Source organism: Streptomyces sp. NBC_00299 (assembly GCF_036173045.1).
GTDB lineage: Bacteria > Actinomycetota > Actinomycetes > Streptomycetales > Streptomycetaceae > Streptomyces > Streptomyces machairae.
In genome coordinates, this window is the sequence record NZ_CP108039.1 from 1 (window position 1) to 25237 (window position 25237).

The 25237-nt window shown below is 69.5% G+C and carries 16 protein-coding genes and 1 pseudogene; 8 read left to right on the top strand and 9 right to left on the bottom strand.

What is annotated here, in order from left to right; all coding sequences use genetic code 11:
- The first annotated feature begins 1092 nt into the window (after window positions 1-1092).
- Window positions 1093-3773 (top strand): annotated as a pseudogene (locus OHT51_RS00005) (Helicase associated domain protein).
- 276 nt (window positions 3774-4049) lie between these two features.
- On the opposite strand, the gene OHT51_RS00010 reads toward OHT51_RS00005, so the two are convergent.
- The 4 genes from OHT51_RS00010 to OHT51_RS00025 form a co-directional block, all read right to left on the bottom strand.
- Window positions 4050-4739, bottom strand: a complete 690-nt coding sequence (locus tag OHT51_RS00010; RefSeq protein WP_328876788.1) for a hypothetical protein — start codon at window positions 4737-4739, stop codon at window positions 4050-4052.
- A gap of 2975 nt (window positions 4740-7714) precedes the next feature.
- The gene (locus OHT51_RS00015; RefSeq protein ID WP_328876789.1) at window positions 7715-8458 is read right to left on the bottom strand and encodes an ATP-binding protein; all 744 of its coding nucleotides are present in this window, start codon (window positions 8456-8458) and stop codon (window positions 7715-7717) included.
- Window positions 8455-10143 (bottom strand): Mu transposase C-terminal domain-containing protein, encoded by a 1689-nt coding sequence (locus OHT51_RS00020; RefSeq protein ID WP_443052681.1) that lies wholly within the window; start codon window positions 10141-10143, stop codon window positions 8455-8457. Before OHT51_RS00020 ends, OHT51_RS00015 begins: the two co-directional genes overlap by 4 nt.
- A gap of 191 nt (window positions 10144-10334) precedes the next feature.
- Window positions 10335-11600, bottom strand: coding sequence for an ATP-binding protein (locus OHT51_RS00025; RefSeq protein ID WP_328876791.1), 1266 nt, complete (start codon window positions 11598-11600; stop codon window positions 10335-10337).
- Window positions 11601-11783: 183 nt separating this feature from the next.
- Between OHT51_RS00025 and OHT51_RS00030 the strand changes: the two genes are divergently transcribed.
- Together OHT51_RS00030 and OHT51_RS00035 are read left to right on the top strand one after the other, a co-directional pair.
- Complete coding sequence (locus OHT51_RS00030) at window positions 11784-11954, top strand: hypothetical protein (protein ID WP_328876792.1); 171 nt, start codon at window positions 11784-11786, stop codon at window positions 11952-11954.
- A gap of 494 nt (window positions 11955-12448) precedes the next feature.
- The gene (locus OHT51_RS00035; RefSeq protein ID WP_328876793.1) at window positions 12449-13333 is read left to right on the top strand and encodes a replication-relaxation family protein; all 885 of its coding nucleotides are present in this window, start codon (window positions 12449-12451) and stop codon (window positions 13331-13333) included.
- A 475-nt stretch (window positions 13334-13808) separates the two neighbouring features.
- Here OHT51_RS00035 and OHT51_RS00040 read toward each other — a convergent pair whose 3' ends face one another.
- The 5 genes from OHT51_RS00040 to OHT51_RS00060 form a co-directional block, all read right to left on the bottom strand.
- Window positions 13809-14699 (bottom strand): ATP/GTP-binding protein, encoded by an 891-nt coding sequence (locus OHT51_RS00040; RefSeq protein ID WP_328876794.1) that lies wholly within the window; start codon window positions 14697-14699, stop codon window positions 13809-13811.
- The gene (locus OHT51_RS00045) at window positions 14693-15067 is read right to left on the bottom strand and encodes a hypothetical protein (RefSeq protein WP_328876795.1); all 375 of its coding nucleotides are present in this window, start codon (window positions 15065-15067) and stop codon (window positions 14693-14695) included. Before OHT51_RS00045 ends, OHT51_RS00040 begins: the two co-directional genes overlap by 7 nt.
- 778 nt (window positions 15068-15845) lie before the next feature.
- Complete coding sequence (locus tag OHT51_RS00050; protein ID WP_328876796.1) at window positions 15846-16658, bottom strand: class I SAM-dependent methyltransferase; 813 nt, start codon at window positions 16656-16658, stop codon at window positions 15846-15848.
- Window positions 16659-16694: 36 nt separating this feature from the next.
- On the bottom strand, window positions 16695-16964 hold the full coding sequence (locus tag OHT51_RS00055) for a hypothetical protein (protein ID WP_328876797.1): 270 nt from the start codon (window positions 16962-16964) through the stop codon (window positions 16695-16697).
- 458 nt (window positions 16965-17422) lie between these two features.
- A complete protein-coding gene (locus tag OHT51_RS00060; protein WP_328876798.1) occupies window positions 17423-17977 on the bottom strand; it encodes a flavoprotein in 555 nt (184 codons plus the stop codon).
- Between the two features lie 117 nt (window positions 17978-18094).
- On the opposite strand from OHT51_RS00060, the gene OHT51_RS00065 reads away from it, so the two are divergent.
- The 5 genes from OHT51_RS00065 to OHT51_RS00085 all read left to right on the top strand — a co-directional run bounded on the left by OHT51_RS00065 (window position 18095) and on the right by OHT51_RS00085 (window position 25220).
- Window positions 18095-19198: a helix-turn-helix domain-containing protein gene (locus tag OHT51_RS00065; protein WP_328876799.1), complete on the top strand. Its 1104-nt coding sequence runs from the start codon at window positions 18095-18097 to the stop codon at window positions 19196-19198.
- 339 nt (window positions 19199-19537) lie between these two features.
- Window positions 19538-20746, top strand: a complete 1209-nt coding sequence (gene fxlM, locus OHT51_RS00070; RefSeq protein WP_328876800.1) for a methyltransferase, FxLD system — start codon at window positions 19538-19540, stop codon at window positions 20744-20746.
- Between the two features lie 61 nt (window positions 20747-20807).
- Entirely contained in the window at window positions 20808-20990 is a 183-nt protein-coding gene (locus tag OHT51_RS00075) for an FxLD family lanthipeptide (protein WP_328876801.1), read from the top strand.
- Window positions 20991-21099: 109 nt separating this feature from the next.
- A complete protein-coding gene (locus OHT51_RS00080; protein ID WP_328876802.1) occupies window positions 21100-23979 on the top strand; it encodes a lantibiotic dehydratase in 2880 nt (959 codons plus the stop codon).
- Entirely contained in the window at window positions 23976-25220 is a 1245-nt protein-coding gene (locus tag OHT51_RS00085; RefSeq protein WP_328876803.1) for a lanthionine synthetase C family protein, read from the top strand. Before OHT51_RS00080 ends, OHT51_RS00085 begins: the two co-directional genes overlap by 4 nt.
- Window positions 25221-25237 lie beyond the last annotated feature (17 nt).

Below are 25237 nucleotides of genomic sequence, written 5' to 3' on the forward strand. Positions count from 1 at the left end.
CGCGGGAGCGCTGGCGGAACGCTGCGCGTTCCGCTCAATCCGATTGCTGCGCAATCGGATTGACGCTCCGTCCGCTGCGCTCCCGGAGCTGCGGGACTTCGTCCCGCTGTCAGGCCTCCGCTTCGCTCCATCCTGACGGGGCGAGTCCGCTGCGCTCCTCGCCTGACGGTCCTTCCGGCTGCGCCTCCAGAACCGTTGGGGCCCGCTCGCGCGGGCCAGGCTGGCTACGAGGGAGAGGGCCGATCGTGCGGGTTGGAGTGTAGTGAGTGCATCAGATTGAAACAGCATGTACCGTTGGCAGAAATATAGGTCTCCCTCACGGCCACTCGGAATCCCTCCATCAATTCCGATAGGAAGGGCCATGATGGCCGGTTGTCCTGAATCTACCGGACCAGATCCCGCGCTGATCAGCGATTCTGTACGCCGGGTGACGGAGTACCAGACAGCGGGCGTGAAGACCCGGTTGAGGCTGTTCGGCCTTCTCCTGGCCCAGAGCGTGGCTGACGACCTGGTGGCCGCGCTGGAAGCCGGGGGCGGTCTCCAGGGCGCAGAGCGAGGTTGTCGAGCTGGACGGGATGGCGCCGGCCTCTCGGGGTGCGCTGTTCGCGGACGAGTGGGACGAAGGCGTTGCGGCGGTGAGCGAAGATCTGGTGGGCATCGCGGATCGGGACGGGGTGCGGCGCGGCGGCAGGTCGGCCGGGGCTGCTGAGTTGGCCATACACATCGCGAGCGTGCGGCAGCGTGAACGGGCGGACCTGGTACGGCTGGAGAGGTTCGCTGAGGGACCGTGCTGCCGGGCACGCACCCGGACACCACCGCGTGGCGCCGGGTGCTGGAGGCGCTGGGCGAGGTCGGCGGTCTGGGCCGGCGCGGACGGTGGAGATGTCCAGCGGGGACGTCATCTTCTGCACGCGCGAGGCCGGGCACCACGCCCCGGACGACCCGCCGGGGTTCAAGCGCGGAAAGTCGGACGGGGCACCCGTCGGATGGCATCTCGCGGGCAGGTCGATTTTGAGTGACGCCGCGTGCGGCCTGCACCCCGCACGCGGCCGTCTGAAAGCCACTAGAATTCAGCATCGGGGAGGCTCGGAAATGTCAGCTATTCAGCTCAAGGAACACCAGGTCGACCAGAAGTCAGCGTTCCGGAAATGGGTGAAATTCTCTGCAAGATCATCTGTGCCCCCGGAGGGGGCGCGCGGCACAATCGTGTCAGCGACCGGTTCAGGCAAGACGATCACGGCTGCCGCGTGCGCGCTGGAGTGCTTCCCGGGCGGTCGGATCCTCGTGACCGTGCCGACCCTGGACCTACTCGCGCAGACCGCCCAGGCGTGGCGCCTGGTGGGCCACCGGGCCCCGATGGTCGCGGTGTGCTCGCTGGAGAACGACCCCGTGCTGAACGAGTTGGGGGTGCGCACCACTACGAACCCGATCCAGCTCGCCCTGTGGGCAGGGTCCGGGCCCGTGGTCGTGTTCGCCACGTACGCCTCCCTGGTGGACCGCGAGGACATCGACGCACCTGTGGGCCAACGGAAGGTCCGCGGGCCGCTGGAGGCCGCTCTGGCAGGCGGGGAGCGGCTGTACGGGCAGCAGATGGACGGCCTCGACCTCGCGATCGTGGATGAGGCCCACGGAACCGCCGGCGATCTCGGGCGGCCCTGGGCAGCGATCCACGACAACGCCCGCATCCCCGCCGACTTCCGGCTCTACCTCACCGCCACCCCGCGCATCCTCGCCGCGCCCCGGCCGCAGAAGGGCACCGGCGGCCAGGAGGCGGAGATCGCGACCATGGCCGACGACCCGGACGGCACCTACGGCGCGTGGCTCGCAGAGCTCGGACTCTCAGAGGCGATCGAGCGCGAAATCCTCGCCGGATTCGAGATCGACGTCCTGGAGATCCGCGACCCCTCCCCCGTCCTCGGAGAGTCCGAGGAGGCGCGGCGCGGCCGGCGCCTGGCCCTGTTGCAGACCGCGCTCCTGGAGCACGCCGCCGCGCACAACCTCCGCACGGTGATGACGTTCCACCAGAAGGTGGAAGAGGCCGCGGCGTTCGCGGAGAAGTTGCCGGAGACCGCTGCCGAGCTCTACGTCAACGACGCCACAGGCGACGACCTGGCCGCCGCCGACAAGCTGCCCTCGTCGTCGATCGACGCGGAGTTCTACGAGCTGGAGACCGGCCGCCACGTCCCGCCGGACCGGGTGTGGTCGGCGTGGCTGTGCGGCGACCACCTCGTAGCCGAACGCCGCGAGGTACTCCGCCAGTTCGCCAACGGCATCGACGCCACCGGACGCCGGGTCCACCGCGCCTTCCTCGCCAGCGTCCGCGTGCTCGGGGAAGGCGTAGACATCACCGGCGAGCGCGGCGTGGAAGCCGTCTGCTTCGCCGACACCCGCAGCTCCCAGGTAGAAATCGTCCAGAACATCGGCCGCGCACTCCGCCTCAACAAAGACGGCACCACCAAGATCGCGCGCATCGTCGTGCCGGTCTTCCTGGAGCCTGGCGAGGACCCCACCGACATGGTCGCCAGCGCCAGCTTCCGGCCCCTCGTAGCCGTACTCCAGGGCCTGCGCTCACACGATGAACGCCTCGTCGAGCAACTCGCCTCCCGCGCCCTCACCCACGGCAAGCGCAAGGCCCACCTCCAGCGCGACGAAGACGGGCAGATCGTCGGGGCCGGCAGCGAAAGCGACGGCGAGGACCAGGAGCAGGACGACACCAACGCCGCTGCCGAAGCAGCCCTGCTGCACTTCTCGTCGCCGAGGGACGCGGCGACCATCGCCGCGTTCCTGCGCACCCGGGTCTACCGGCCCGAGTCGCTGGTGTGGCTGGAGGGCTACCAGGCCCTCCTCCGCTGGCGGAAGAAGCACCACATCACCGGCCTCCACGCCGTCCCCTACGACACCGAGACCCAGGTCGGCGTCACCAAGGACTTCCCCTCGGGCGTTGGGTGCACCAACAGCGCAAGGCGCTGCGGGCCGGGGAACTGGAGGACCGGCGCAAGGAACTGCTCGACGCGTCGGAGGCCGGGATGGTCTGGGAGCCGGGCGAAGAGGCATGGGAGGCCAAGCTCGCCGCGCTGCGGTCGTTCCGGCGGGCCACCGGGCACCTCGCGCCGCGTCAGGACGCGGTGTGGGGCGAGAGCGAAGCCGACGGCCTGGTACCCGTCGGGCAGCACATGGCCAACCTCCGCCGCAAAGGCGCGAAGAACGGCCTGGGCAAGGACCCGGAACGAGCCGCCGTGCGCGCGGCGCAGCTCACCGAGATCGACCCGGACTGGGACTGCCCCTGGCCGCTCGACTGGCAGCGCCACTACCGCGTACTCGCCGACCTCGTCGACGCCGACGGCCACCTGCCCGACATCGCCCCCGGCGTACTCATGGACGGCGACGACATCGGCAAGTGGCTCCAACGGCAGAAGAATCCGGCCATCTGGACGCAGCTGTCCGCGGAACAGCAGGAGCAGCTGTCTGCGTTGGGCATCACACCCCTCGAGGCTCCAGCCCCAGCGGCCGCGGCCGGTCGCACGGCGAAGGGCCCGAGCAAAGCGCAACAGGCCTTCCAACGCGGCCTGACAGCCCTCACGCAGTGGGTCGAACGAGAAGGCACCCACCGGCCAGTACCAAGAAGCCACAGCGAGCAGATCACACTCGACGGCGAGACAGAACCGGTGACCGTCAAGCTCGGCGTATGGGTCACCAACACCAAAACCCGCCGCCACAAGCTCAGCGCAGACCAGCTCGCCGCACTACGGGAACTGGGCATGCAGTGGGCGTAACGCAGTCCGGCCGTCGGGCCGTTGAACCGGACGGATTCCCACAGCACGCAGGGACCCCAGGCCGCAGATGCCCGGGGTCCTGCTGTTTCATCTCGGGGCGAAGACCGCTCTCGCGATACGGGTCAGAGCCGATGCCCTGTCCCCAAGTGGCTCTTTCTGCGCGACTCGTTCTGACGGTCGTCTGCCGCGCCGTGGAAGGCCTTGGGCTGGGGAACGCCGGAGGGCTCCCGCCGCTGGATACGGCGGGAGCCCTCCGGCGTCCGAGTGAGGTGGGGATCAGTCCTCTCGCCGTACGACGGTGCGCATGGGGCGCGGCCGGATGACGCGCCGGGTGGCGGAGTGCTGCAGGGACTTGGCGGTGATCTTCTCGCGCCTGCGGCCGGCGTCCAGGACGCGGCGGGCCTCGAGCCACTCGTGGTACTCGGGGTCGCTGGAGTCCATGAGGAGGCCGGCGAGGATGCCCTTGACCGCGTCCTCGGTGGGCAGGATCTTGCCGCTGAGGGCCTCCGAGATCGTGCTCTGGGAGATGGGGACGTGGGCCTCGCGTGCGCGGGAGACCATCGTCTTGTACGGGGGGTTGCCCCGCCACAGGCGCAAGTCGCCCAGCGCGATGGCGTATTCGGCCTGGTTCACGACGTGGGTGGGTCGCTGGCGCTGGTATGCGGCGCGCTGGGTGCGGTCGACGGGGACGCCGGCGGCCTGGCGCTGTCGCTCGTTGGCGTACATCTCCCACATGGGGCGCCACTCGTTGGGGTCCTCGCCGAAGGCGGTGAGGTACTCCACCATGGTCTGCCAGGACGGGCAGCGGTTGGGGTCGGTGGCCCGGGACAGGGTCGCCGTCGACAGCCCGGTGATCTTGCTGATCTCCTTGAGGGTGAGGTCTTCGGGGCGCAGGGCGGCGAGTTCTTTGGCGAGCCGGGCGAACTTGCCGGTGATCTTGGTGTGGTCGCGCCTGGGACGTGCCATGGTCGTTCCTCCCTTGAACCGGGAGTGCGGGAGGCAGGCGCACCGCGGGGTGCGCCTGCCTGCCGCACGTCTCAGTTCGCCCCTGCGGGCTGGTCGCCGGCCGGGGCCTGGGTGGAAGGGGGACGCGCTCGTCCGGCGTGAAGGCCGGGTGCTGGGCCTCACGCCGGCGCCGGCGACGGGCGCGGCGGTCGGCGATCGCGTAGGCGGCGACGGTGGCCGCGGCGCTGGTCTTGCCCGCCGCGACGATGACGGCCGTGGCCGTGGTCGAGTCGACGCCGGCGTGGATCAGGCCGAGCGCGGAGGCGCCGGCCAGGGCGAAGGAGCCGACCGCGATGCCGATCTTGGTGAGGATGCCGGGGATGCGGTTACCGGTGAAACCGAAACCGGTGTGCGCGGGAGCGTCTATAACGCATCCCCCGGCAGGGGAAAGGGGCGGAGCCCGCTCCAGTTGGTGATCATTTTCGGTGCCTCCCTTAGGCGCCTTACTCTCTGGTGACCCGGACGAACCCCGTCCGTTTTCTTGCTGCACGCCGGGTTGCCCTCCGACGCATAAAAAGAATCGCACGGCCGTATACAGGACGACAAGTTCCTCTTCCAGCAGTCCGTAATAATGCTGCGAGTGATCATCACCAGCAATGTGGATCTTCACTGGATTCGTGGCCCATGCTTTTTTCCTGACGTCCGTTCAAAACCCGGATCCGGGGATCCGGGTTGACCGGAGGTCGGAAGTATGTGCAGGCCAGAGCGTAAGTGGAGCTGTAAAATCCACTTAATCTACCGCTTCTGGAAGCGGGGTAAAGTCCAGTTCGAGTGGATCGAAATGCGGGAAGTAGGCTACGCGTAAAGCCGGTCCGCCGAATCTCTCGCGCCCTAATCCCGTCAACACCTGCCTGCCTCCCCGTGAAGGCGTCACACTCGTCCGGGCGAGGAATTGAGACCGGATTCATTTCCCCCACCAGCAGAGATTTATTTTCTGGTTTTTCCATGAAAAAAGAGCCGCGGAAAATGAGAGATTCGGCAGGTCAGGGCGTTTTCCGGAATTCGTTTTTTCACGGCGTTCGGGTTTGTCCAAAATTGAGGTCTCACCTTGCAAGTAATCACTGACAAGTTCAGCCTTGAGACCACGAACTGCCAGGAGCGCCCGCTCCCGGAGGTTCGCCCTGAGGCGCCTTACTCGACCCGGACAGGCGCCCGTCCACCTGGCCATTGCCCTGGCCACGGCCGCGGTGCGCAGCCCCGCTGTGTGCCGCTCCGACTTGAGAAGACCGTTCAGCAGCAGCAATCCGCCCCGCGCAGCGCCGGGCCGGCGAGACACGACAGGCGAAGGAGGACAGCGGCATGGAGACACCAACCGCCCTGATGACAGTGGTCGTACTGGCAGCCACCACCGCTCACAGCGTCCTTCTGCCCATCGCGCACCCCTCACCGGGCACCCGGCTGGCCCGCACAGGCGCCGCCCGGCGCCCCTTGCCCTCCCCCGGCTGGTCCGGGCCAGGACGAGGACGACGCCGATGGCCCGAGCAGCTCCACCCAGGGAGCGGCCCCCGCAGGCGGCCCAGCCGGCCGTAGCGCACCGGTCCGTGAAGGCCGCGTCCCGCCGCCGACGGACACTCTGCTGAACCACCCCCGGCTGCCCCCACCGCGGACAGCCACCCGCCGGGCACCACAGCGCCACGCTGCCAAGCCCCGGCAAGGCCCGTGAGGAACAACCGGGCACGCACCCGCTGCGCCACACGGGCCGCATCACCTGCCTTGCGGAGCAGACTCCCCGCGCGCCAACCCCGCCCACGCACGCCGGCCGCAATGCCCCCACAGGCCGCGCCCCGGCGTCCGCCCGCACCCAGCCCTCAGGACGCACCTGGGCCAAGGCACCAGTCACGCCTCCTGCCGCAGGACCTGGCGCGCCGCCCACCCCTGTGAGCACTCTCAGGCCAACAGGCCGGTTGCAGAGCTCCTTGCGGCCACTGAGGGCCTCAGCAAGCTTGTTCCGGAGCCTTCTTCCGCAGGAAAGCCTCTGCAGGCTTCCGCTTGCCCGGCGAACTCCCTCGCGTGCAGCGCCAGACGCTCAGACGCCGCCCCCCCCCTGCCCGCCACTTCCTGCCTGGCCGGCTACTCAGCACCGGAAAACAGGACCCACCGGGCCTGTTTCCGACGCCGGCCCAGCCCCGCGCCCCGCACGCCCTCACACAGCCCAGAAACCGCTCAGGGCCTCACGTCAGCCTGCACCCGCCAAGGGCTCCAGAAGACGCCTCGCCCGCACTCCTCAGCAGCTGCTCTCTCGCGCGCCCGCCGGCCACCGCCGATGCCGGCAGCGCCCCCAGCTGGCGTCCTCTGCTACCCCGCCACCAGACCCCGCTGCCGTCACGTGACGACGCCGGTGTGCCCTCCGCCGTCACCCCGCAACGCCCCCACATCAGCATTGAAAGCGACTACACGCGTCAGAGACAGCCACATGCGCTCAACAGCCGCTTCGCGCCCGACTGTTGCCCTTGGGCCGGCAACCACCCCCAACCGGCCTCTCGCCTTCTCTGCGAACCATTTCCTTTCCCCGCCATCCGCTTCCCGGCCGGCCACCGGCCCGCTGCACGGGCTCAGTTCTTCCACGACTTTCGGATACCTTCACCCGATACCGGCACGCTCTCCCGCATCCCCTCGCAGACCCCTCTGCCCCGCAGCCGACTCTCGCCGAGCCGCCGCGCCGCGGCGGCTGCGTCCGGGCATGCGGCACAACCAGTCGCTGCCGACAACAGACCACGAGGCAGGCAGAACAAAGCCAGCAGGGCACCAAAACGCCGAGACCAGCGGCCATTGCGCGGCGGGGCCGAACCAACCGGCCAAGGCCTTCTTGAGAGCACCTTTTGCAAGGAAAGGCAGTGGGGGCGGTCCCATCGGGACCGCCCCCACTGTTCACGGACCCGGCGCCAGACCCAGACCGAGGGCCTGCGGACACGTCTGCGGAAACCCTCGCGTGGTCGTCAGGCAAGGCGGCTGAAGGCCCAGCGCAGCAGCTCCTGGTCCACGCGGGGGCGGCCGGTGCGGGCCAGGGCGGTGCGGGTGTGGGCGGTCAGCTGGGCCCAGGCGCGGAAGTTGCCGTGTGCGGCGTGGCTGTCGGCGAAAGTGATGTCGTCGGGGTCGGCGTCGGCCCAGACCGGGTGGAACAGGGGGATGGCCTCGAGGACTTCGCTGGGGGTGAGGCGGGTGAAGTGCTGCCAGATGAAGATGCGGGAGGAGAGCATCGGTTCGCGGCGCAGCACGGTGTGGCATCCCTCCCCGCCGACGAAAATAATCGCGAGCTGGGTTGAGGGTTCGTCCCACAGATAGCGGAAGTATTCGAACGCCTCCCCGTTGAGCCACTGGGCCTCGTCCACCAGGAAGGTGCGAGGGCGTTCAGCCAGAGCGGTTTTCAGCAGACGGTCGAATTCGCTGGGGTGGCGCGGCGGTTCACCGGCCAGGTCGAGCGCGGTGAACAGTTCGTAGCGCACCGCGCGGGCGGTGGGCCGGGCACGGAAGGTGATCTTGCGGACGTCCTCGCTGGGTTCGAGTGCGCGCAGGCAGGTGTTGACGGCGAGGGTCTTGCCGAAGCCGGCGCCGCCGTGGATGCACATCATGGCGCGGGCAGCGGCGGTATCGGTGATGTTCTCCCGGGCGGTGAGCAGGGCGCGGGTGGTGACCACGGACGCATCGGGCAGGTCGACGTACTGGTAGGTGGCCGCGGTCACGTGGCGTCTCCGTCTTCAGCGGTCTGTGCGGTTGGGCCAGGCGGGCCGTCGGCGGCCGGTTCGGCGGGGAGGGGAGCAGGCCGGCCGGGCGCGGTCCGGGTGGCGAGGGAGGGCGGGGTGCGCCAGTCGGCCGGTGGCGCGGCGGGCGGGATGAGGTCCGGCAGCGCCAGCTTCGAGGCGTCGGTGTGCTCGATGGCGGCCAGTTCGTGCCCGGCTTGAGCGGAGGTGAGAGCTCCCAGCCGTTGGGCCGGCCCGGCCGTGGTGGCCGGGGCGAAGCGCTGTCGGCGCAGCGTCTCGGCGGCCTTCACCTCGGCACGCAGACGTCGGGCACGCTCCGCACGGGCTGTGCGCAGGGCATCGAGTTGTTCGGGGGTGGCCGCGTCCGCGAGGTGCGCGGGCCCGAGATAACCGCCGCTCGCGCCACAGATGTCGATCTCGTGATCGTGGTGTGGCATGTAGCGCACCGTGACGGTACGGCCGGCCTGTCCGGTCATCCAGGGGGCGATGTAGGCGCGCCCGCGCCACCGCACACCGTGGCTGGTCAGCTTCCGCGGACGGCCGTCGTCCTCCAGGGTGAACGTCCACAAGTCGGCGGCAGGGACGTCCGTGACGGGAGTCGGATCAGCCTGCCATGCCTCAAGCGGCGTACGGCCAGACAGCGCCTTGGGACGGTGCTCGGTGTTCCACCAGTGGGTCCAGGCCAGCACCTGCGCGGTGAAGTCCTGAAACGACATGGCACCGGAAGTCTCCGGCCTGCGGCCCGCGCCTTTACGCCGGCCGGAGCGGGGCTTGGTGAGGGTGAGGCTGTAGCCGGGCAGGGCCGCGAACAGCATCCGGTCAACCGCTCTGTTGAGGTTTTCCACCGTGCCCTTGAGATAGGGGCTGTAAGCGGGAAGATCCTTCACCGTCACGCCCATCGTGCCGAACGCGGTGGTGACGGTGGTCGACAGGAAGTCCTTGCCCCGGTCCACCCGCACCTGCTCCGGTGTCCCTCCCGCGGGGCCGTAGGGCTCCTCACGCAGCACAGCGGCGCGCAGCGCGGCCAGCACGGAGGCACGGGAAGGAACGCCAGGGGTGACCGCGGTGCCGGTGATGACTTTGGTAGCGGTGTCGATGAACCAGGTCACCCACGGGCGCACCAGGTCACCGTCGGCATCGACCAGCAGCGGTGCCTGGACATGATCGGCCTCCCACACATGATTGCGCCAAGAAGCCGGACGCTTGCCGAAGACGTCATGCGCGCGGGCCGCATCCGGTCCCGTCGCAAGACCGGCCCGCTCCCCCGCGGTGAGATCACGACGCACCGCGCGCAGGAACGTCGACAACGACGGCACCGGGTCCAGCAACGGCACCGCAGCCGGCGGGGCGCCCGCGGGAGAAGCCGCGGAGTCAGACGCCGCCGTCGGCTGCTCTTCACGGCCGCCGGTCCGGGCCCGGGCCACCAACTGGCGGTGGACCGCTGAAGCGTTGCCGTGCCAGTACGCCAGCAGCACCCGGATCTCCCTGGTGACCTCGAACCGGTCACCGCTGCGTTCCCCGGGGCGGATCGCGGCCCGGGGCGACCGGGAGGCCTCAGCCAACCACCGCCACACCGTCCGCTCCGACACCCCCAGGCACTCCCCGGCCAGGCGCACATGCTCCCGCGACAGCCGCCGCTCGGCGCGCAGCGCCAGCAGACGACGCACCGCCGGCGCCCGCAACGCCGTCAGCGACTCCTCCCCCAAAACACCGGCCGGATCCTCCGGCGGCGCCAACCGCTGCCCGTCCACGCCATGCCCCTTCGTTCTCATCCGCTTTCCGTGAAGCCCGTCTTCGCTCACTCCGTCAAAACAGGTGAAGGCCCCCCGCACACGAGCCCTCCGAGCAACGCGGACCGTCACGGGTAGGGGCCAAGACGCGCGCAGGCCTGCTCGATCAACTCCCGGTCCACACGCCTTGCGGGGCCACGCTCGCGGGCTGCGTAGACATGCGACGTGATCTTCGCCCACGTGCGGAAATTGCCGCGCGCCATCTGCTCATCCGCCCGCGCAAGGTCCTCCGGGCTCGCCTGCGCCCACACGGGATGGAACAGGGTCAGCGTCTGCGGTACTTGAGACGGCTCAAGCCGGCCGACCTTGTGCCAGGTCAGCACGCGCGAGCGCAGCGCCGAAGCACGCGCCAGGGCACGCTCGCTTCCAGCCCCACACAGCACCAGCGCCGCCGCACAGCCCGGCGCGTCCCACAACTGCCGCAGATAATCCAGCAATGGCGGCGTCAGCCGCTGGGCGTCATCGAGAAACAGCACACCCGGCTCAGCCAGTGCCCGCGTCAGAGCCTGGCTGGCCGGCCCGGCCCGGTGCGGCAGCGCCCCCGACGGCAGCCCGAGCCCTTCACACAGCGAGGCCCGCAACTGCGGCAGACCGGGCGCCACGCCGGCCACCACCCGCCACACCGGCACCCGGCCGGGCAGAAGATGCAACGCCTGCTCGACAGCGACCGTCTTCCCCAGGCCCGTATCCCCGTACACACAGCACATCCCGCGGGCCGCGACCGTATGCCCCACAGCCTCCGCCACAGCGGCCACCTGCCGCGTCGACACCAGCCGGGCCCCCGGCACATACAACCGCACACCGCCGCCCCGCACCCCCGCATCCGCAGCATCCTCCGGCACCGGCACATCGGCGGACGGCCCATCGACAACAAGCGGACCACCCGCCCCGTCCACGAGCCCCAAATCCGCCAGCGCCCGCTCATACCGGCTCGGCTCCAGCCCCACCCGAGCCCCTGCCGAACGAGCAACTTCAAGAACCCGGCCCGCCCCCAGATCCCGCTTGATCACCCGGTGCAGCGTCGGCAGCGAGGGCACACACCGCGCACCCCACCCCTCCAACGCCCCCTCTTCCTGGGCCCGGAGCATCCTGCGCCGCAACTCCGCGACATTCCCGCCCGCCTGAGCGAGGACCTCCCACAAAGCGTCACTCAGCGAAAACCCATCCTGCCGCGGCCGCGCCTCGACATGCCCCCGACGCCCATCGGCCAGCCACCGCCACACCGTCCGCTCCGACACCCCCGCCAGCTCCGCCGCAATCCGCACATGCAACCGCGACAGCGTCCCCTCCCCATCCACCGCAAGAAGCCGCCGCACCACCACACCCCGCGCCAACGGCACACCCCCCGCCGACACAACCCCAGCCGACCCCGCCCGGAGCTCACCCGCCGAAACCCCCTGAACCGTCACACGGCCCAGCCCACCCAACCCCGCCAACCCCTCACACAGGAACAACGAAACCCATGACAGCCAGCAACCAACCTGCTAGCCACACCACAACAGCCGCTTAGTCACCCCATGACAGCGACCACAACCCCACCCCACACCCCCTACCAGGACACCCACATCACCAACCCACTGACGCCCACCACTGCCACCCCAACGCCCAATCACACCACCATCACGGGCTGGCTGCTCGGTTGGCTCGTGAGCATGGAGGGGTCGCTCGCAGCTGGCAGCGTGCGGTGACCGAGGCCCGCAGCTTGCTCGAGCAGGGCGGGGGCGGTAGTGCTGCGCCCTGAGCGCAGGAGCTGTCGGCTGCGTTGTGGGCGCGGGCGGGCTTGTTCCCCGCCGAGGCACGGAGGCCGTGCCGAGGTGCCACAGAAGGAAAGCCGCGCCGGTCCCCCGAGGCGCACTACCCGTCCCCGCCCAACTTCTCTTCCTTTTCTGTCTGGGGTGTCGGGGGTGTGCAGAGGGGGGTTGTCGGGCTGCCGACCATGCCGGGACAGGGTGGGTGAGCTGCGGATACTCCGTCAGTTCTCCAGTGTGTGAGGGCAGTTGTGGGTGGGGTTGTCGGCCGGGTCTACCGCGGGGTTATGGGAGGGGTCGGGGGGCGGGGTTATCGCATCGTGACGCTGGTCGGGCCTGGATGGTCGGGATCTTGGTCGGGGCCGGCTGATGCCGTGGCCGTACACACAGCGCCGGACAGGAGGTGCTGCACCGTGCGGAGGGGGCGGCAGGTGATGGTGAATGTGGACGGGGGCAGTGGGGACCGGCTCGCGTTGGCGGTGCTGGCGCAGCATCGGATGGCTACGACGGAGCAGATGCGTGTGATGATCGCGCCGGATGTGCGGATCGAGCAGACCAGGCGGCGGTTGGTGAAGCTGCGCAAGGAGGGTCTGGTCGATTGTGTGACGCTGCCGCAGGCCGGTCGTACCCGGGTGTGGTTTGTTACCCAGTACGGTGCGGAAGTCGCCTCTGAGTGGCCGGAGTTGCGGGACTGGCGGCCGCCCAGACTGGGATCGGACCGGACCGCCGCGCGGCTGCGCGTGGCGCACGCATTGACGGTGACACAGACTGCGACGGCGTTCCTACAGGACGCCCGCCGGCATGGGGATGTGTGCCAGCCGCTGGACTGGATTCCCGAGGTCCACCATTCGCTCGGCAGCGGGGAAGCGGTCATACCTGATGCGCTGCTGTACTACCGGCGCGGACGGACGGGCAGCGACGGGTGGTCGATGCTGCGGGCGTTCGTGGAAGTCGACCGGGCCACCATGGGCCCCGAACGCCTCGCCTCAAAAATCATCGCCTACGAGCGGCTGTACCGGCACGTACCCGTTGCTGTCGGACGGCCTAGGGCGGCGGTGCACCAGCTGCCGACGGAGGAGTGGCGGCGCCGGTACCCGGTGTTCCCGCGGCTGCTGTTCGTCCTGGACGGCACCGGCCCCGTCGGCGTCGACAACCGAGTCAGCGCCCTAAAGGCCGGCACTGGGCTGGCGCGAGGCGACTTTCTGCGCGACGTGCCCATCCTGACCGCCTCACTTACCGACCTGCTCCAGAACGGGCCCTCAGCGCCCGTCTGGCGGCCCGTCACAGACCCAAGCCAGCGGGTTAGCTGGACAGACTGACTACACGTGTGAGCGCCCGCCCACCGCCCCCTTACGTCGCGGGCGCCAGGCTGGGTCGGTGAGCATGAGCAAGATGAATCGGTCGCCAATGCTGGGGGCACCTAAGCAGGTGCCCCCAGCGAACTCCGGGTGTCGAACGGCGATCAGGCTCATGCCGTTATGCGCGCCAGGCCGTCACGCTCCTATTCAAGGGCGAGATGAAGCCTCGTGGCGACTCGGAGAGACTCACGACCACTCGGAACGGCTCACGCACTTCACCATGAGGGACAGGCATGCGGCGGCCGGAGTTGGAACGGATCAGGCAAGGCCTCTGCGGAGGGATTCCTCGGCGCCGACGAATCCGATCGGTGCGCTGCAGAGCTGTGTCGCTCCGGCCTGGAGTTGGCAGGTCAGGGCCGCCTTTGGTGGCTGCTGACCAGCGATGCTGCCAAGGGCCCGGGCACTGTTATCAGACCCTGCCCGTAGGGTGGGGCGCTCAGGATGTGAGGAGGGCTTGGGCTTCGCGGACGGCGATGGTCTGGTCGCTGGTGCGGGTCTCGGTCCACTGGCCTTCCTCGGTGACGGCGCCCTGGGCCTGCCAGGTGATGGTCCAGGTGGAGGTCGCTGTCACGCGGTAGCGGTGGCCCGCCTGGTCGGCAGAGGCGCGGGTGTAGAGGTGGCCGCAGTCGGGGGACTCGGCCTTGCCCAGGGCGGGCTGGTAGCGGGTGCCGGGGCCCTGGCAGACCACCGGGCCCTGGCCGTCACCCATTTCCCAGCTGATCGAGGACACCTTGGCGGTGGCCGTAACGGTCACCGCGCCAGCGTTAGCGGTTGCCGTGGCCGGCCCGTACGTGGTCGGGGTCTGGTCCACCCACATCCACATCGGCATGCCCACCACGTAGGTGCCGGCGGGACGAGGGCTGGCCACCTTCGGACCCGTCAGCTTCATGGAGTCCACCGCCCGCTGGGCGAGGACTTGGGGGTCGATCGCGGGCTGGGCAGGCGCCTGCTCCGCGTCAGGGATCCACACCACGCCTATGCGGCCGGTTTCCGGGCACAGCACCCGGTACACGGCTCCCTTGCCGCCCTGCTTCTTGCCTTCCTGGACGGCGAGGTTGCTGTCCGGGGGCTGCGGATCGAGCTTGGTGTAGGTGCACTTCGGGCTAGGCGACGATCCCGAGGAGGCGCCGGTAGACGCGGGCTTGCCGCCACGGGTTGCCTGATTGCCGGTGGATTGGTGGCCGTCCTGCGCGCAGACCTGCACCCATTGGGGGGCGCCTTTGCAGTCAGGCGTGCCGACACCGGTTCCGTCCTGTGCGTTGGCGGTTGGGGCAATCAGGAGGGTGCCGGCCAGGGACAGGGCGGCCGCGGCGGTGCGTCTCAGCATGCTCCGCCCCTGGTCGTGTCGATGTGGGTCACCATCCATCGCCCTTTCCAGCGCTCGAGGGTGCCGGTCGCCTGGTAGCGCTTCGGCTGCGCAGTGGGCAGCGGGATCGTCTTGCGTGCCTTGACGTCGTAGGCCTCGTAGCGGGAGAGGTCGACGCAGTCCGACACTGTCGCCTTGGGGGTCTTGGCAGTCATGTCGAGGGCAGTCACCTGGGCATCGTGACCGATCTCGCCGCGCACCACGGTCCCGGCCTCTTTCATCCGGTACAGGTCCAGTTCGACCTTCGACAACGCATCCAGGGTGGCGTACCGCTCCAGCTGCGTGCCCTTCTTCGAGGCCTGCCGGTAGGCCTTCATCTGCTCGGCCATCAAGCCGTCGTAAGCAGCCAGGACGGCCGCCCTCTCCTTGGCGTCCGGGTCGGCCGGCGTCGATGCCGGGCTGGCGGCCCCTGCCGGTGCCGCGGGACCGCTCGCCGCGCCACCGCCCCGGGAATCACTGGAACCGCATCCGGAGAGAACCGCAGTAAGCATCATTGCGCATGCGCAAAGCACATACGTGCGTGGTCGGGCGGGCGTTGGCATGGATCCCCCTGTGTGCCTACTACGCGATGATCACCACCGTAGCCGCCTGCACACCATCGGCCACAGGCGATTCAACGCCAAACGTCAAGCCCGACCACGACACTCACCGCCCCGGCCACGTCCGCCCTGACCTCGACCATCGCCCCGACCACAGCAGGCCAGAGCGTTACGCAGCCCCATCGGCCAGAAACTGCGCAGCAGGACGGTGATTGCGCACCGGATGAAGCAAGCCAGGCCGCGACGGTTGCGCAGTCTGCCCAGCGAGGGCTGCCATTTGCGCGGCTCGGCAGTCCCGCACGCGGACGGTGCGCAGTGGTCACATCCGCGAATGCGCGGCGGCTGCGCAGCCAACGGGCTCCTGGCCGCCCTCGCCCCGAGGCCTGCTGATGCTGCCCGTAAGGCATCTGCCGTGTCATACGGGGCTTGCTGGGCCCGAAGGTGTGGTCGATGTGGACACGGGCGAAGTCCGCGACTGGACGGGGTGGGGGTGGATCGACGATCCACCCCCACCCGACTGGCCAACGCCACTTGTAGGGAACCGACGCCGCAGCTGACCCGAGCCGGGTCAGGGCCTGGTGGCGATGATCGCTTCGGTGCGGATCACTTCGTGGAACCGCCCGGACGAGTCGAAGGCGAGGAGCGCTGCGCGCAGGTCCTGCTCGAAGGCCTCCTTCTTTTGGCCGAGCTGGGCGGGGCTGGAGTAGGAGAGGCTGAAGACCCAGCCGATGACCTCGTCCACGGTGCGGGTCAGGGTGTGGTCCCAGCGCGCGGTGTCGACCTGGGAGAACGGGGAGCGGGTGAGGACGTCCTGGTGGCGCTCCTTGGGGTGGGAGTAGGTGCCGGAGCCTGCGCGGCGCTCAGGGCCGAGGTAGCGGGTGCGGACCTCGTCGACGACCTGCCGCCAGGGAGCGGGCTCAAGGTCACCGGGGGCGCCACAGGAGGCGAGGACGATCGCTCCGCCCGGCTCGATGATCCGGTCGAGGTCCCGGGCGACGCGGTCGCGGTCCATCCAGTGGTACGCCGCGCCCATCACGGTGAGCAGCACGGGCCCGACGCCCATTGCGGGGAGGGTGGTGGAGTTGCCCTCGCGCCAGTCGATGTTGGCGATGCCCTGCTCGGCGGCGAGGCGGCGGCCCTCGTCGAGCATGCCCTTCTCGGGGTCGACTGCGATGACCTCACCGACGAGCGGGGCGAGGTCGAGGGCGATGATGCCGGGGCCGGCGCCGAGGTCGAGGACACGCTGGGTGCCGTCGAGACCGAAGCGGGCCGCGAGCAGGGAGTAGAACTCAGGCGCGTAGCGGGGCCGGAACGCGGCGTAGTAGGGCGCGGTGGACGCGAACAGCTCTTCGGGCCTGTACGAGGGGGTGGAGGAGGTCACGGATCCAGTCTCTCCCGGGTGCGGTCAGGTGATCGGTCAACGCTCCAGGGCGGCTGTCAGGTGCTCCCACCAGTCGGCGAGGGGGCGGGCGCCGGAGCCTTCACGGGCGACGGAGCCGTCGGGGTGGCGATCACGGGCGCCGAAGAGCTGCCGCTCGACGTCATCCAGGTCCGGGTGGCAGTGGACGAGGAGCTCGCGGGGGACGCGTACGAACGTCTCGGAGGGCTTCACGTCGCGCAGTTGGGCGAAGTGCTCGGGCTCGGTGACGACGTCGCCCTCTACGAGGATCCCGCTGGTGCCTTCCACTTCGTACAGAGTGGAGCAATCGCCGCCGTCGCTGGTCGTGCCGAGGAACCGCCTAAAAGCGCACCGTCAAGCTCTGGTTGCCGTGCTTGGTAAAGAACAGCCGCCAGCGGCGCATATGCGTCGGCCTTGCCGGGCAACTCCCCGACGAGTCACAGCGGGCCTCGTACCAGAAGAGGCACCTGCAGCGCAGAACCCATGCACCGCTCCTGCACGACCAAGGCACCGGCCCAGACGGTGCTGCGACGGACCAGTCAGGTAGCCTCGCCGACTTCAGCCCGCACCGCCGCCCACTCCCGTACAGCCGCTCCCACACCGCCCGCTCTCCTTCGTAAGCCGCACCGCCGGCGGCGGCCACAGGGCAGCGATGTCCTCGTTCACGACCGCAGCAGAGCACACGACGCCCTAGGCGGAAGAGAGGGGGACATGAGCCAAGCCTATCGGCCCAACCCCCCAACCACTCATGCCGAATTCGGCCCACTCACCGCCCGCTCCGCCGCATCGAGCGCCAGGTGCCACGGGTACTCATTCGGCTTCCCCGAGCCCGGCTGATTCGGCACGAACCCACCCTCCCCGAACAGGACTTCGACGCCCATCTCCCTCAGCTCGGCGACGCTCCACTCGAAACGACGGTGCTGCACGTAAGCGGCATTCACACACGGCATCGCCACCATCGGGATGCCCTTGCCAATACCCTCGGCGACAACCCCGACGACGAAGTCTCGAGTGATGCCGAGCGCCCACGCGTTGACCGTGTTGAAGGTGGCCGGCGCCACCAGGATCACGTCCGCCTTCGGCCACACGTCCGGCTCACCAGGCTGCTTGTACTCCCACCGCACCGGGTTCCCCGTCAGCGCGGCCAGCCCGTCGAGGCTCTCGTCCAGCCAGCTCGCCGCGGTCGGCGTCAATCCGAGGCACACGTCGAAGCCGCGACGCTGAGCGTCCTCGACAACCTTCGCCACGTCGAAGACGGGGGGCGCGGCCGAGCCGAACAGGTACAGAGTCCGTGAGGTCATGCGGGCAGTGGATCACATGCAACCGCCCCCGATCCAGATGGAGTCGAGGGCGGACGCCTGCCCCGCGCCCTGCTGCGCGGGTACCGTTCCAAGTGGCTGGCAGGAACGGAGACGAGTATGCCCAACCGGGACGACTACAGCACGGGCGCCCGCATCCGCGAACAGCGGAAACTGGCCAGGCTCACGCAGCGCGAACTCGCCGACCGCATCCCCTATTCGTATGGCCTGCTCAACTCGGTCGAGTGCGGCCTGCGCCCAGCAACCAGCGACTTCGTTGCCGCCGTCGCTCACGCCCTCAAGATCGACGTCACCACCCTCACGGGGCAGCCCTACGTGACCGAATTGCAGCGCGACCGGCTCGCCGAGCTCCTCCGGCCGATTCGTGAAGCCCTCGACCTGTACGACCTCGGAGTGAACCCAGACCTGAGCACCCGGCCGACGCCCGCGCTCATCAAGGAGGCGGACCGGCTGTGCTCCGAAGTTCGGGCCACACATCTGCGCAACGCCGCACGAGCACTGCCGGGAACAATCGCCGAACTCACCCACACCGCCTGGGCGCAGCCGTCCACGGAACTGTGGCAAGCTCTCGCGTCGACGTACCGCACCGCCCACGACATCACCGTCAAGCTCGGCTACTACGACCTATCTGCCGTCGCCCTGGACCGCATGGCGTGGGCCGCCGAACGCGCATCCGATCCATGCCTGGGCGCGGTCCGCCAGTACATGCGCGCGCTCGTCTACTTCCGGGAGGGCGAGTACACGATCGGGCAGCGCCTGATCTCCTCGGGCCACTGCATCGTCGGCGCCGCGGACCCCACCCGCGAGGCGCTCGCCGTCACCGGCCAACTGCACCTCGGAGCGTCCGTCATCGCGGCGCGGGCCCGGCAGACGAGCACCGTGGTCGACCACATCTCGGAGGCCCGGCAGATCGCGACGCGGATCGGCGACGCCTCCGACGTCCACTGGCTCAGCTTCGGCCCGACGAACGTCGCGCTGCACAGGATGTCTGCCGCGGTGGAGATGCGCCACTACGACGCACGAGGGAGGCAGACTTCGACGACTGGCGCGCCATGGACGTTGACGTACTCGGCAGCGGCACACTGCTCGGCGTACCACCCGTCGATGCTGAAGAGTTGGACGCTGCCACCCGCGCCTCGTACTGGTCGGTGCCGATGGAATCGGCCGCAGTGCTGTGCCGGCCTCTCCTCGTCGGCCGTCTGATCGGCGCAGGCCGGGAGAAGCTCGACGAGGGGCTGGACGCATGAACCGCCCTACGGCCAGCGCCAACAGCGAGCGCCACGCGGTGCGCACCGAACGGTCCGCTGGGCGGGCCGCGGGCTACTGCTGGGCTGAGCAACCGACCGAGCCATTGCGGTGCACGCAGCCACCTGGCCACGAGGGCCGCCCGCACTGACACACGTACACGAAGACGAGTTGGTGGTGACAGCTCAGCCGCTGTCCCATGCAGCGCAGGCGTCTATACGCCACTCCCCCCGGCCTCGATGTGACCGAGACTGCCACCGACGAGCCCCAAACCCCCAACAGAATCTAGGTAATCGAATGACTTCTATTGACGACTCGACTGTTCGCGAGCCCGACGCACTACGTGCGGACATGGTCCGGGCCCTCCGTGACCAGAACGCGATCACGTCCGAGCCTGTCGCCGCCGCCTTCGCCGTGGTTCCCCGGCACTTGTTCGCACCGGACGCGCCCCTCGGCCTCGCCTACGACCTCCACAGCACCGTTCCGGTCAAGAAGGACGAACACGGCATGGACATCAGCGTCATGTCCGCCGCTCATCTCCAGGCCGTGATGCTGGAGCAGGCCGGCATCGAGCCCGGCATGAAGGTCCTGGAGATCGGTTCCGGCGGCTGCAACGCCGCGCTCATCCAGGAACTCGTAGGCAGCGATGGCGTGGTCACCACCGTCGACATCGACCATGACATCGTCGACCGCGCCCGCCTGTGCCTGGACGACGCCGGGTACGGCCAAGTGAAGACGGTCCTCGCCGACGGCGAGGGCGGGGTGCCGGACGGCGCCCCGTATGACCGGATCATCGTCACGGCGGCAGCGTGGGACATCCCTCCGTCGTGGATCAGCGAGCTCACCGGCAACGGCCGGCTCGTCGTCCCGCTGACCGTACGCGGCACCACCCGCTCGATCGCGTTCGACCGCGACGGCAAGGACCTGATCAGCCACTCCTACCGTCTGGCGCGCTTCGTACCCATGCAGGGTGAAGGAGCCGCCAAGGAAGAACGCAAAGCAATGCTGCGGGACGGCGTCGCCGTCCAGGCCGACGACGAGCAGGTACCCCTGAACACTCAGGCACTGAACCGTGCCCTGGACACTCCCAGGCTGGAGCACTGGTCGGGCGCGGCCTACGATCTGCCTGACGAGCTGGAGCTGTACCTCACGCTCAACCTGTCGAGCACCGCCCGGCTGCACGCGTCCAAGGACGTCGTCGACAGCGGGCTCGTCGAAGCATCAGCCCTGCTCGGTGTGCCAGCCCTGGTCAGCCAGGACAGCATCGCGTACCGCACCCGCCGCGAGAACCAGGACACCGGCGGCTTCGAAAGCGGCGTGGTCGCTCACGGCCCACAGGCCGAAGCTCTCGCGGCCCAGTACACAGACCTGCTCCGGCGCTGGGCCGAGAACCACCGCCGTCGGGGAGCAGCCGCGATCAGGTACCTGCCGGGTCCTGCCCCGTCATCTCCGCCCCAGGTCACCGTGCAGAAGCGGCACGGCATCCTCGCGGTGTCCTGGCACTAAGCCTCCGGGGCCCACTCCCGGGCCCCGGCACGCACCATCGCCTACTGCCGAGGAGGCATGCATGACCTTTCAACTGGACCACCCGATCGCTCCGCCGGTCGCCGGACAGGTGGAGCCCGGACCGGACCCCTTCGAGCTCGACATCACGATCGTCGAAGGCGGCCCCGCCGCTGACCAGCTCATCCGTCTGACCAACGACGGCTGCGGCTCGACGTGCGCCTCCGCGTGCACGAGCTGCCCGTAACAGCACCAGCCCGCGATTTTTCGCGGTGCCCGGCCGTGCCTGAGTCATGGGCGGTGCCGGGCACCGCTCGCCCACAGGAGGGTGTGTGTATCGCTTTGTTGATGCAGCAGTGATACGGGCGGCTGCGTGGAACTACGACCATCCGGTGGTCTGGCCGGAGCTGACCGGCCCGTCGGCGAACCCGGCGACGTGGCGGGCGTGGCTGCAACAGACCTGGCAGATCGCCGACTTCGCGACCGCCGTCGAAGCCGCAAGCCCCGACCTTGCGGGTCGAGTGGGCCAGATCTGTGCCGGCCGGCCGCTGTCGGACTCTGCTGTACGCCGCACCGTGCTCGCGGCGCTCCGCTACCTGCTGCGGGCCCACACGCGCGCCACCCCGTTCGGTCTGTTCGCCGGGGTTGCAGCCGCACGAATAGGCACCGCCACCGCGCTACGCATGGGAACCGAGCACCAGGCATCTGCCCGACCCGACGCGACATGGATCACGGCCCTCGTCGACCAGTTCGAGGAGCACAGCGGACTGCGGCCCCACCTGATGCTGCTCGCCTCCAGCCTCATCGTCGAGCGCGACGAGTGCGTGGTGATCGAGCATCGTCCCAGCGGTACACGCGACGGCGTTCCGGAACACGTGCAGATACGGGTGACGGCACCGGTCCGCGAAGCCCTGGACAGCGCGCGGCCTCCGATCCTCTGGAGCGACCTCGTCGCCAAACTCTCCGCCAGTTTCCCGACCACGCCGCTCGCCACGATCGAAAAGCTCCTCGCGGGCTTGGTCAGGCAACGATTCCTGATCACCAGCCTCCGCCCGGCAATGACGGACCCCGGCCCGCTAGCCACCCTCCTCACCCACACACGGCGTCTCGCGCCCGACGAGACAGCAACGTTGCGCGAGGCTCCAAAGACCGCGCTCGACCTGCGGATGGACTGGGACGTGGTCGTCGCGGAAAAGGTGGCCCAGGAGGCGGCAGCGGCAGCCAGAGCGCTCACCCGTCTCGCGCCCCGCGCGGCGTTGACTGGATGGGCCGAGTGGCACGGCCGGTTCCTTGAGCGGTACGGGCCAAGGGCGGCCGTCCCCGTCGTGGACGCCATTGACGCGCTCGGGTACCCCTCCGGGTATCTCGGTTCCATCTCCACGCCGGCACCTTCCCCCCTGCCTGACCGTGACAGACGACTTATCAAGCTCGCCCACGCCGCCGGGATGCAGCGCCGCCTTGAAGTCGAACTCGACGATGCCGCGATCGAGGAGCTGGCCACCACAGATCCCGGCCACCCCGTCCAACCGAGCACAGAGGTGACTGTCCGCATCGACGCGTCGAGCGTTCCGATGCTGGAGCAGGGCGAGTTCACGCTTCACGTCGTCGGGGTGGCACGCTCGGCTGGCGCGACCACTGGCCGCTTCCTGGGCCTGCTGGACGACGAGGACCGCCGCCGCATGACCGAGGTGTACGCCGGACTGCCCGGAGTGCACAAAGGTGCGCTCGTCGCGCAGATCAGCTCCGCCCCGCTGTCCGTGCGTGCTGAGAACGTCGCGCGTGCCCTGCAGGCGACCGAGTTGGTGATCTCACTCGGTGACTACCACGGCTCGGACACCAGCCTCATCCCCGTAACGGACCTTGCGGTGACCGCCGACGCCGAACGGCTTCACCTGGTCTCGCTCTCCCGCCGGCGCCCGGTGCACACGCTGCTGCTGAACGCCGTAGACCTGGGCTACCACTCGCATCCGCTGGCCCGGTTCCTGACCGAGGCACCCGTCGCACTGGCCGTCCCGTGCACCGGGTTCGTGTGGGGCAGCGCCGCCTCCAACCTGCCGTTCCTGCCCGCGCTGCGCTACGGACGCACGATCCTGTCCCCGGCCCGCTGGCTCCTCGCCAGTGACGACCTCCCCGCCGCGCCGACACCCTGGCCGCAGTGGGACGAAGCCCTTGCCCAATGGCGCCGCGACGTGCAGCTTCCTGAGCGGGTGTACCTGAGTGAGGCCGACCAGTGCATGGCCCTCGACCTGATGGAGCCCTCACACCGGGCCCTCCTGCGCACCCACCTGGACCGCGACGGCATGGTAACGCTGCGCCCCGCGCCGGCCCCCCAGGATCTGGGCTGGACCAGCGGTCACGCCCACGAGGTCGTCATCCCCCTGGCCAGAGAGCAAAACGTGGTCCCCGTCCGGGCAGGGGGCCACGTCGTCAGCCGAGAGCACGGCCATCTGCCCGGCTGCGGCAACCGCATCTACCTCCAGCTCCACGGACACCGCGCCTGGCAGAACCCTCTCCTGACCCGGCACCTTCCGACCCTGCTCAAGGAACTGGGCCACCCCCGCTGGTGGTTCGTCCGCTACCTGGACCCCGACGACCACCTTCGCCTCCGTCTGATCTGCGCGCCCGGCACCCTCGGCTCGGCCATCGAGCGCATCGGGGAGTGGACCCGGCAGCTTCGGCACAGCGGCCTGATCACCCACGCAGGCGTGGAGACCTACCACCCGGAGACCGCGCGGTTCGGCGGCCCCTCAGCGATCGATGCGGCCGAGCAGTATTTCGCCGCCGACTCCGCCGCCGCTCTGGCCCAACTCGCCGCCCAAGCCGGAAGGGACGCCCCGGACGTCCGCGCGGTGACCGCCGCGAGCATGGTGGACATCGCGATCGGCCTGCTCGGCGACGACGCCGCGGCGATGCAGTGGCTCATAGACCACACGCTCACCGATCGGGCCGCTCCGCCCCACGCCGTCTACCGGCAAGCCGTCGACCTGATGAACTCCGACCCTCCGGGCCTGGACGAGCGTGTCACCGCGGCCTGGTCCGCGCGGCGCGAGGCACTGGCTGCCTACGCCCGCACGCTCACCGCCACGGCCACACACCCTCACGAGGTGTTGCCGGATTTGCTGCACCTCCACCACGTCCGGATGAGCGGGCCCGGACTGCCCGAGGAACGCACGCACCTGCACCTGGCCCGAGCTGCCGCCCTGAGCTGGACGGCACGAGCAAGGAGGACAGCGTGACCACGACAGCCCCCGTCCCGGCTGTGCTGGCGACCGCCGACGAGCTGGCCGGCGCACTATCCGCCCCGAGCGCTGCGTGGCCCGGTGGCCGGCCCGAAGGCGTGCGGGCTTGGCCGCAGTCGCTCGCCGGCGGCGCCTCGGGGATCGCCCTGCTGCACGTCGAGCGGGCCCGGACCGGCCGCGGCGACTGGGAGACCGCGCACACCTGGCTGGCCACGGCCATGCACGGCGAAGTCAGCGCAGCGGCCAACGCGAACCTGTACTTCGGCGCTCCCGCCCTCGCGTTCATCACGCACCGCGCGGCCAGCGCATCGAGCCGCTACCTGCGCCTTCTGCAGCATCTGGACCAAGCGACCCTCACCGTCACACGGAACCGCCTGACCGAGGCTCACCGGCGCATCGACCGCGCCGAGCGGCCTCCCATGGAGGAATTCGACCTGATCCAGGGCCTGTCAGGGCTGGGCGCGTATCACCTGAGCCGGCACCCCCACCACGAGATCACCCGGGACGTCCTGACCTACCTCGTGCGCCTGACCGAGCCCCTGCCCGACCCAGCCGGACTACCGCCATGGTGGACGAACGTCGCACCCACTGGTTCACCCCACGCCGACTACCCCGGCGGGCACGGGAACTTCGGCCTCGCCCACGGCATCGGCTCCGCCCTGTCCGTACTGTCCCTGGCACTGCTGCGCGACCTGGCCGTGCCCGGCACGGTCGATGCGGTCGAACGGATCTGTGCTTGGACCGACCAATGGCGTCAAGGCGACGAGACCACCCCTTGGTGGCCGGGCTATATCTCAACGCAACAGGCGACCGACAACCACGTCCATTTGGCCCTTCGTCCCCGCTCCTCCTGGTGCTACGGAGTCAGCGGCACAGCTCGCGCCCAGCAACTGGCGGGACTTGCCCTCCAGGACCCAGCCCGCGTGCGGGCTGCCGAGAACGCGATACTCGCGACCCTGCGCGACCCTCTCCAGCTGGACACACTCCCCGAGATCGGGCTGTGCCACGGCATGGCCGGCCTGCTGCAAGCCGGATGGCGGATGGCCACCGAGACAGGCAACTCCGAGATCACTGCAAAGCTGCACCATCTGGCCGACCGTCTGATCACCGCGCTCGGCAAGGACGACCACGACCCGGAACTCCTCGACGGAACTGCCGGAGCGGCCCTCGCCCTGCACACCCTCGCCATGGGCAGCGCGCCGGCACCGCACTGGGACACCTTCCTCGCCCTGGCGTAAAACATCACGGAGACCCG

Bases quoted from the DNA above. Each gene is read 5' to 3' on its own strand.
- OHT51_RS00060 (WP_328876798.1), bottom strand. From the start codon at position 17,977: ATGACCTCACGGACTCTGTACCTGTTCGGCTCGGCCGCGCCCCCCGTC.
- OHT51_RS00030 (WP_328876792.1), top strand. From the start codon at position 11,784: ATGACAGCGACCACAACCCCACCCCACACCCCCTACCAGGACACCCAC.
- OHT51_RS00075 (WP_328876801.1), top strand. From the start codon at position 20,808: ATGACCTTTCAACTGGACCACCCGATCGCTCCGCCGGTCGCCGGACAG.
- OHT51_RS00065 (WP_328876799.1), top strand. From the start codon at position 18,095: ATGCCCAACCGGGACGACTACAGCACGGGCGCCCGCATCCGCGAACAG.
- OHT51_RS00040 (WP_328876794.1), bottom strand. From the start codon at position 14,699: ATGCTGAGACGCACCGCCGCGGCCGCCCTGTCCCTGGCCGGCACCCTC.
- OHT51_RS00045 (WP_328876795.1), bottom strand. From the start codon at position 15,067: ATGGCCGAGCAGATGAAGGCCTACCGGCAGGCCTCGAAGAAGGGCACG.
- fxlM (WP_328876800.1), top strand. From the start codon at position 19,538: ATGACTTCTATTGACGACTCGACTGTTCGCGAGCCCGACGCACTACGT.
- OHT51_RS00035 (WP_328876793.1), top strand. From the start codon at position 12,449: ATGGTGAATGTGGACGGGGGCAGTGGGGACCGGCTCGCGTTGGCGGTG.
- OHT51_RS00010 (WP_328876788.1), bottom strand. From the start codon at position 4,739: ATGGCACGTCCCAGGCGCGACCACACCAAGATCACCGGCAAGTTCGCC.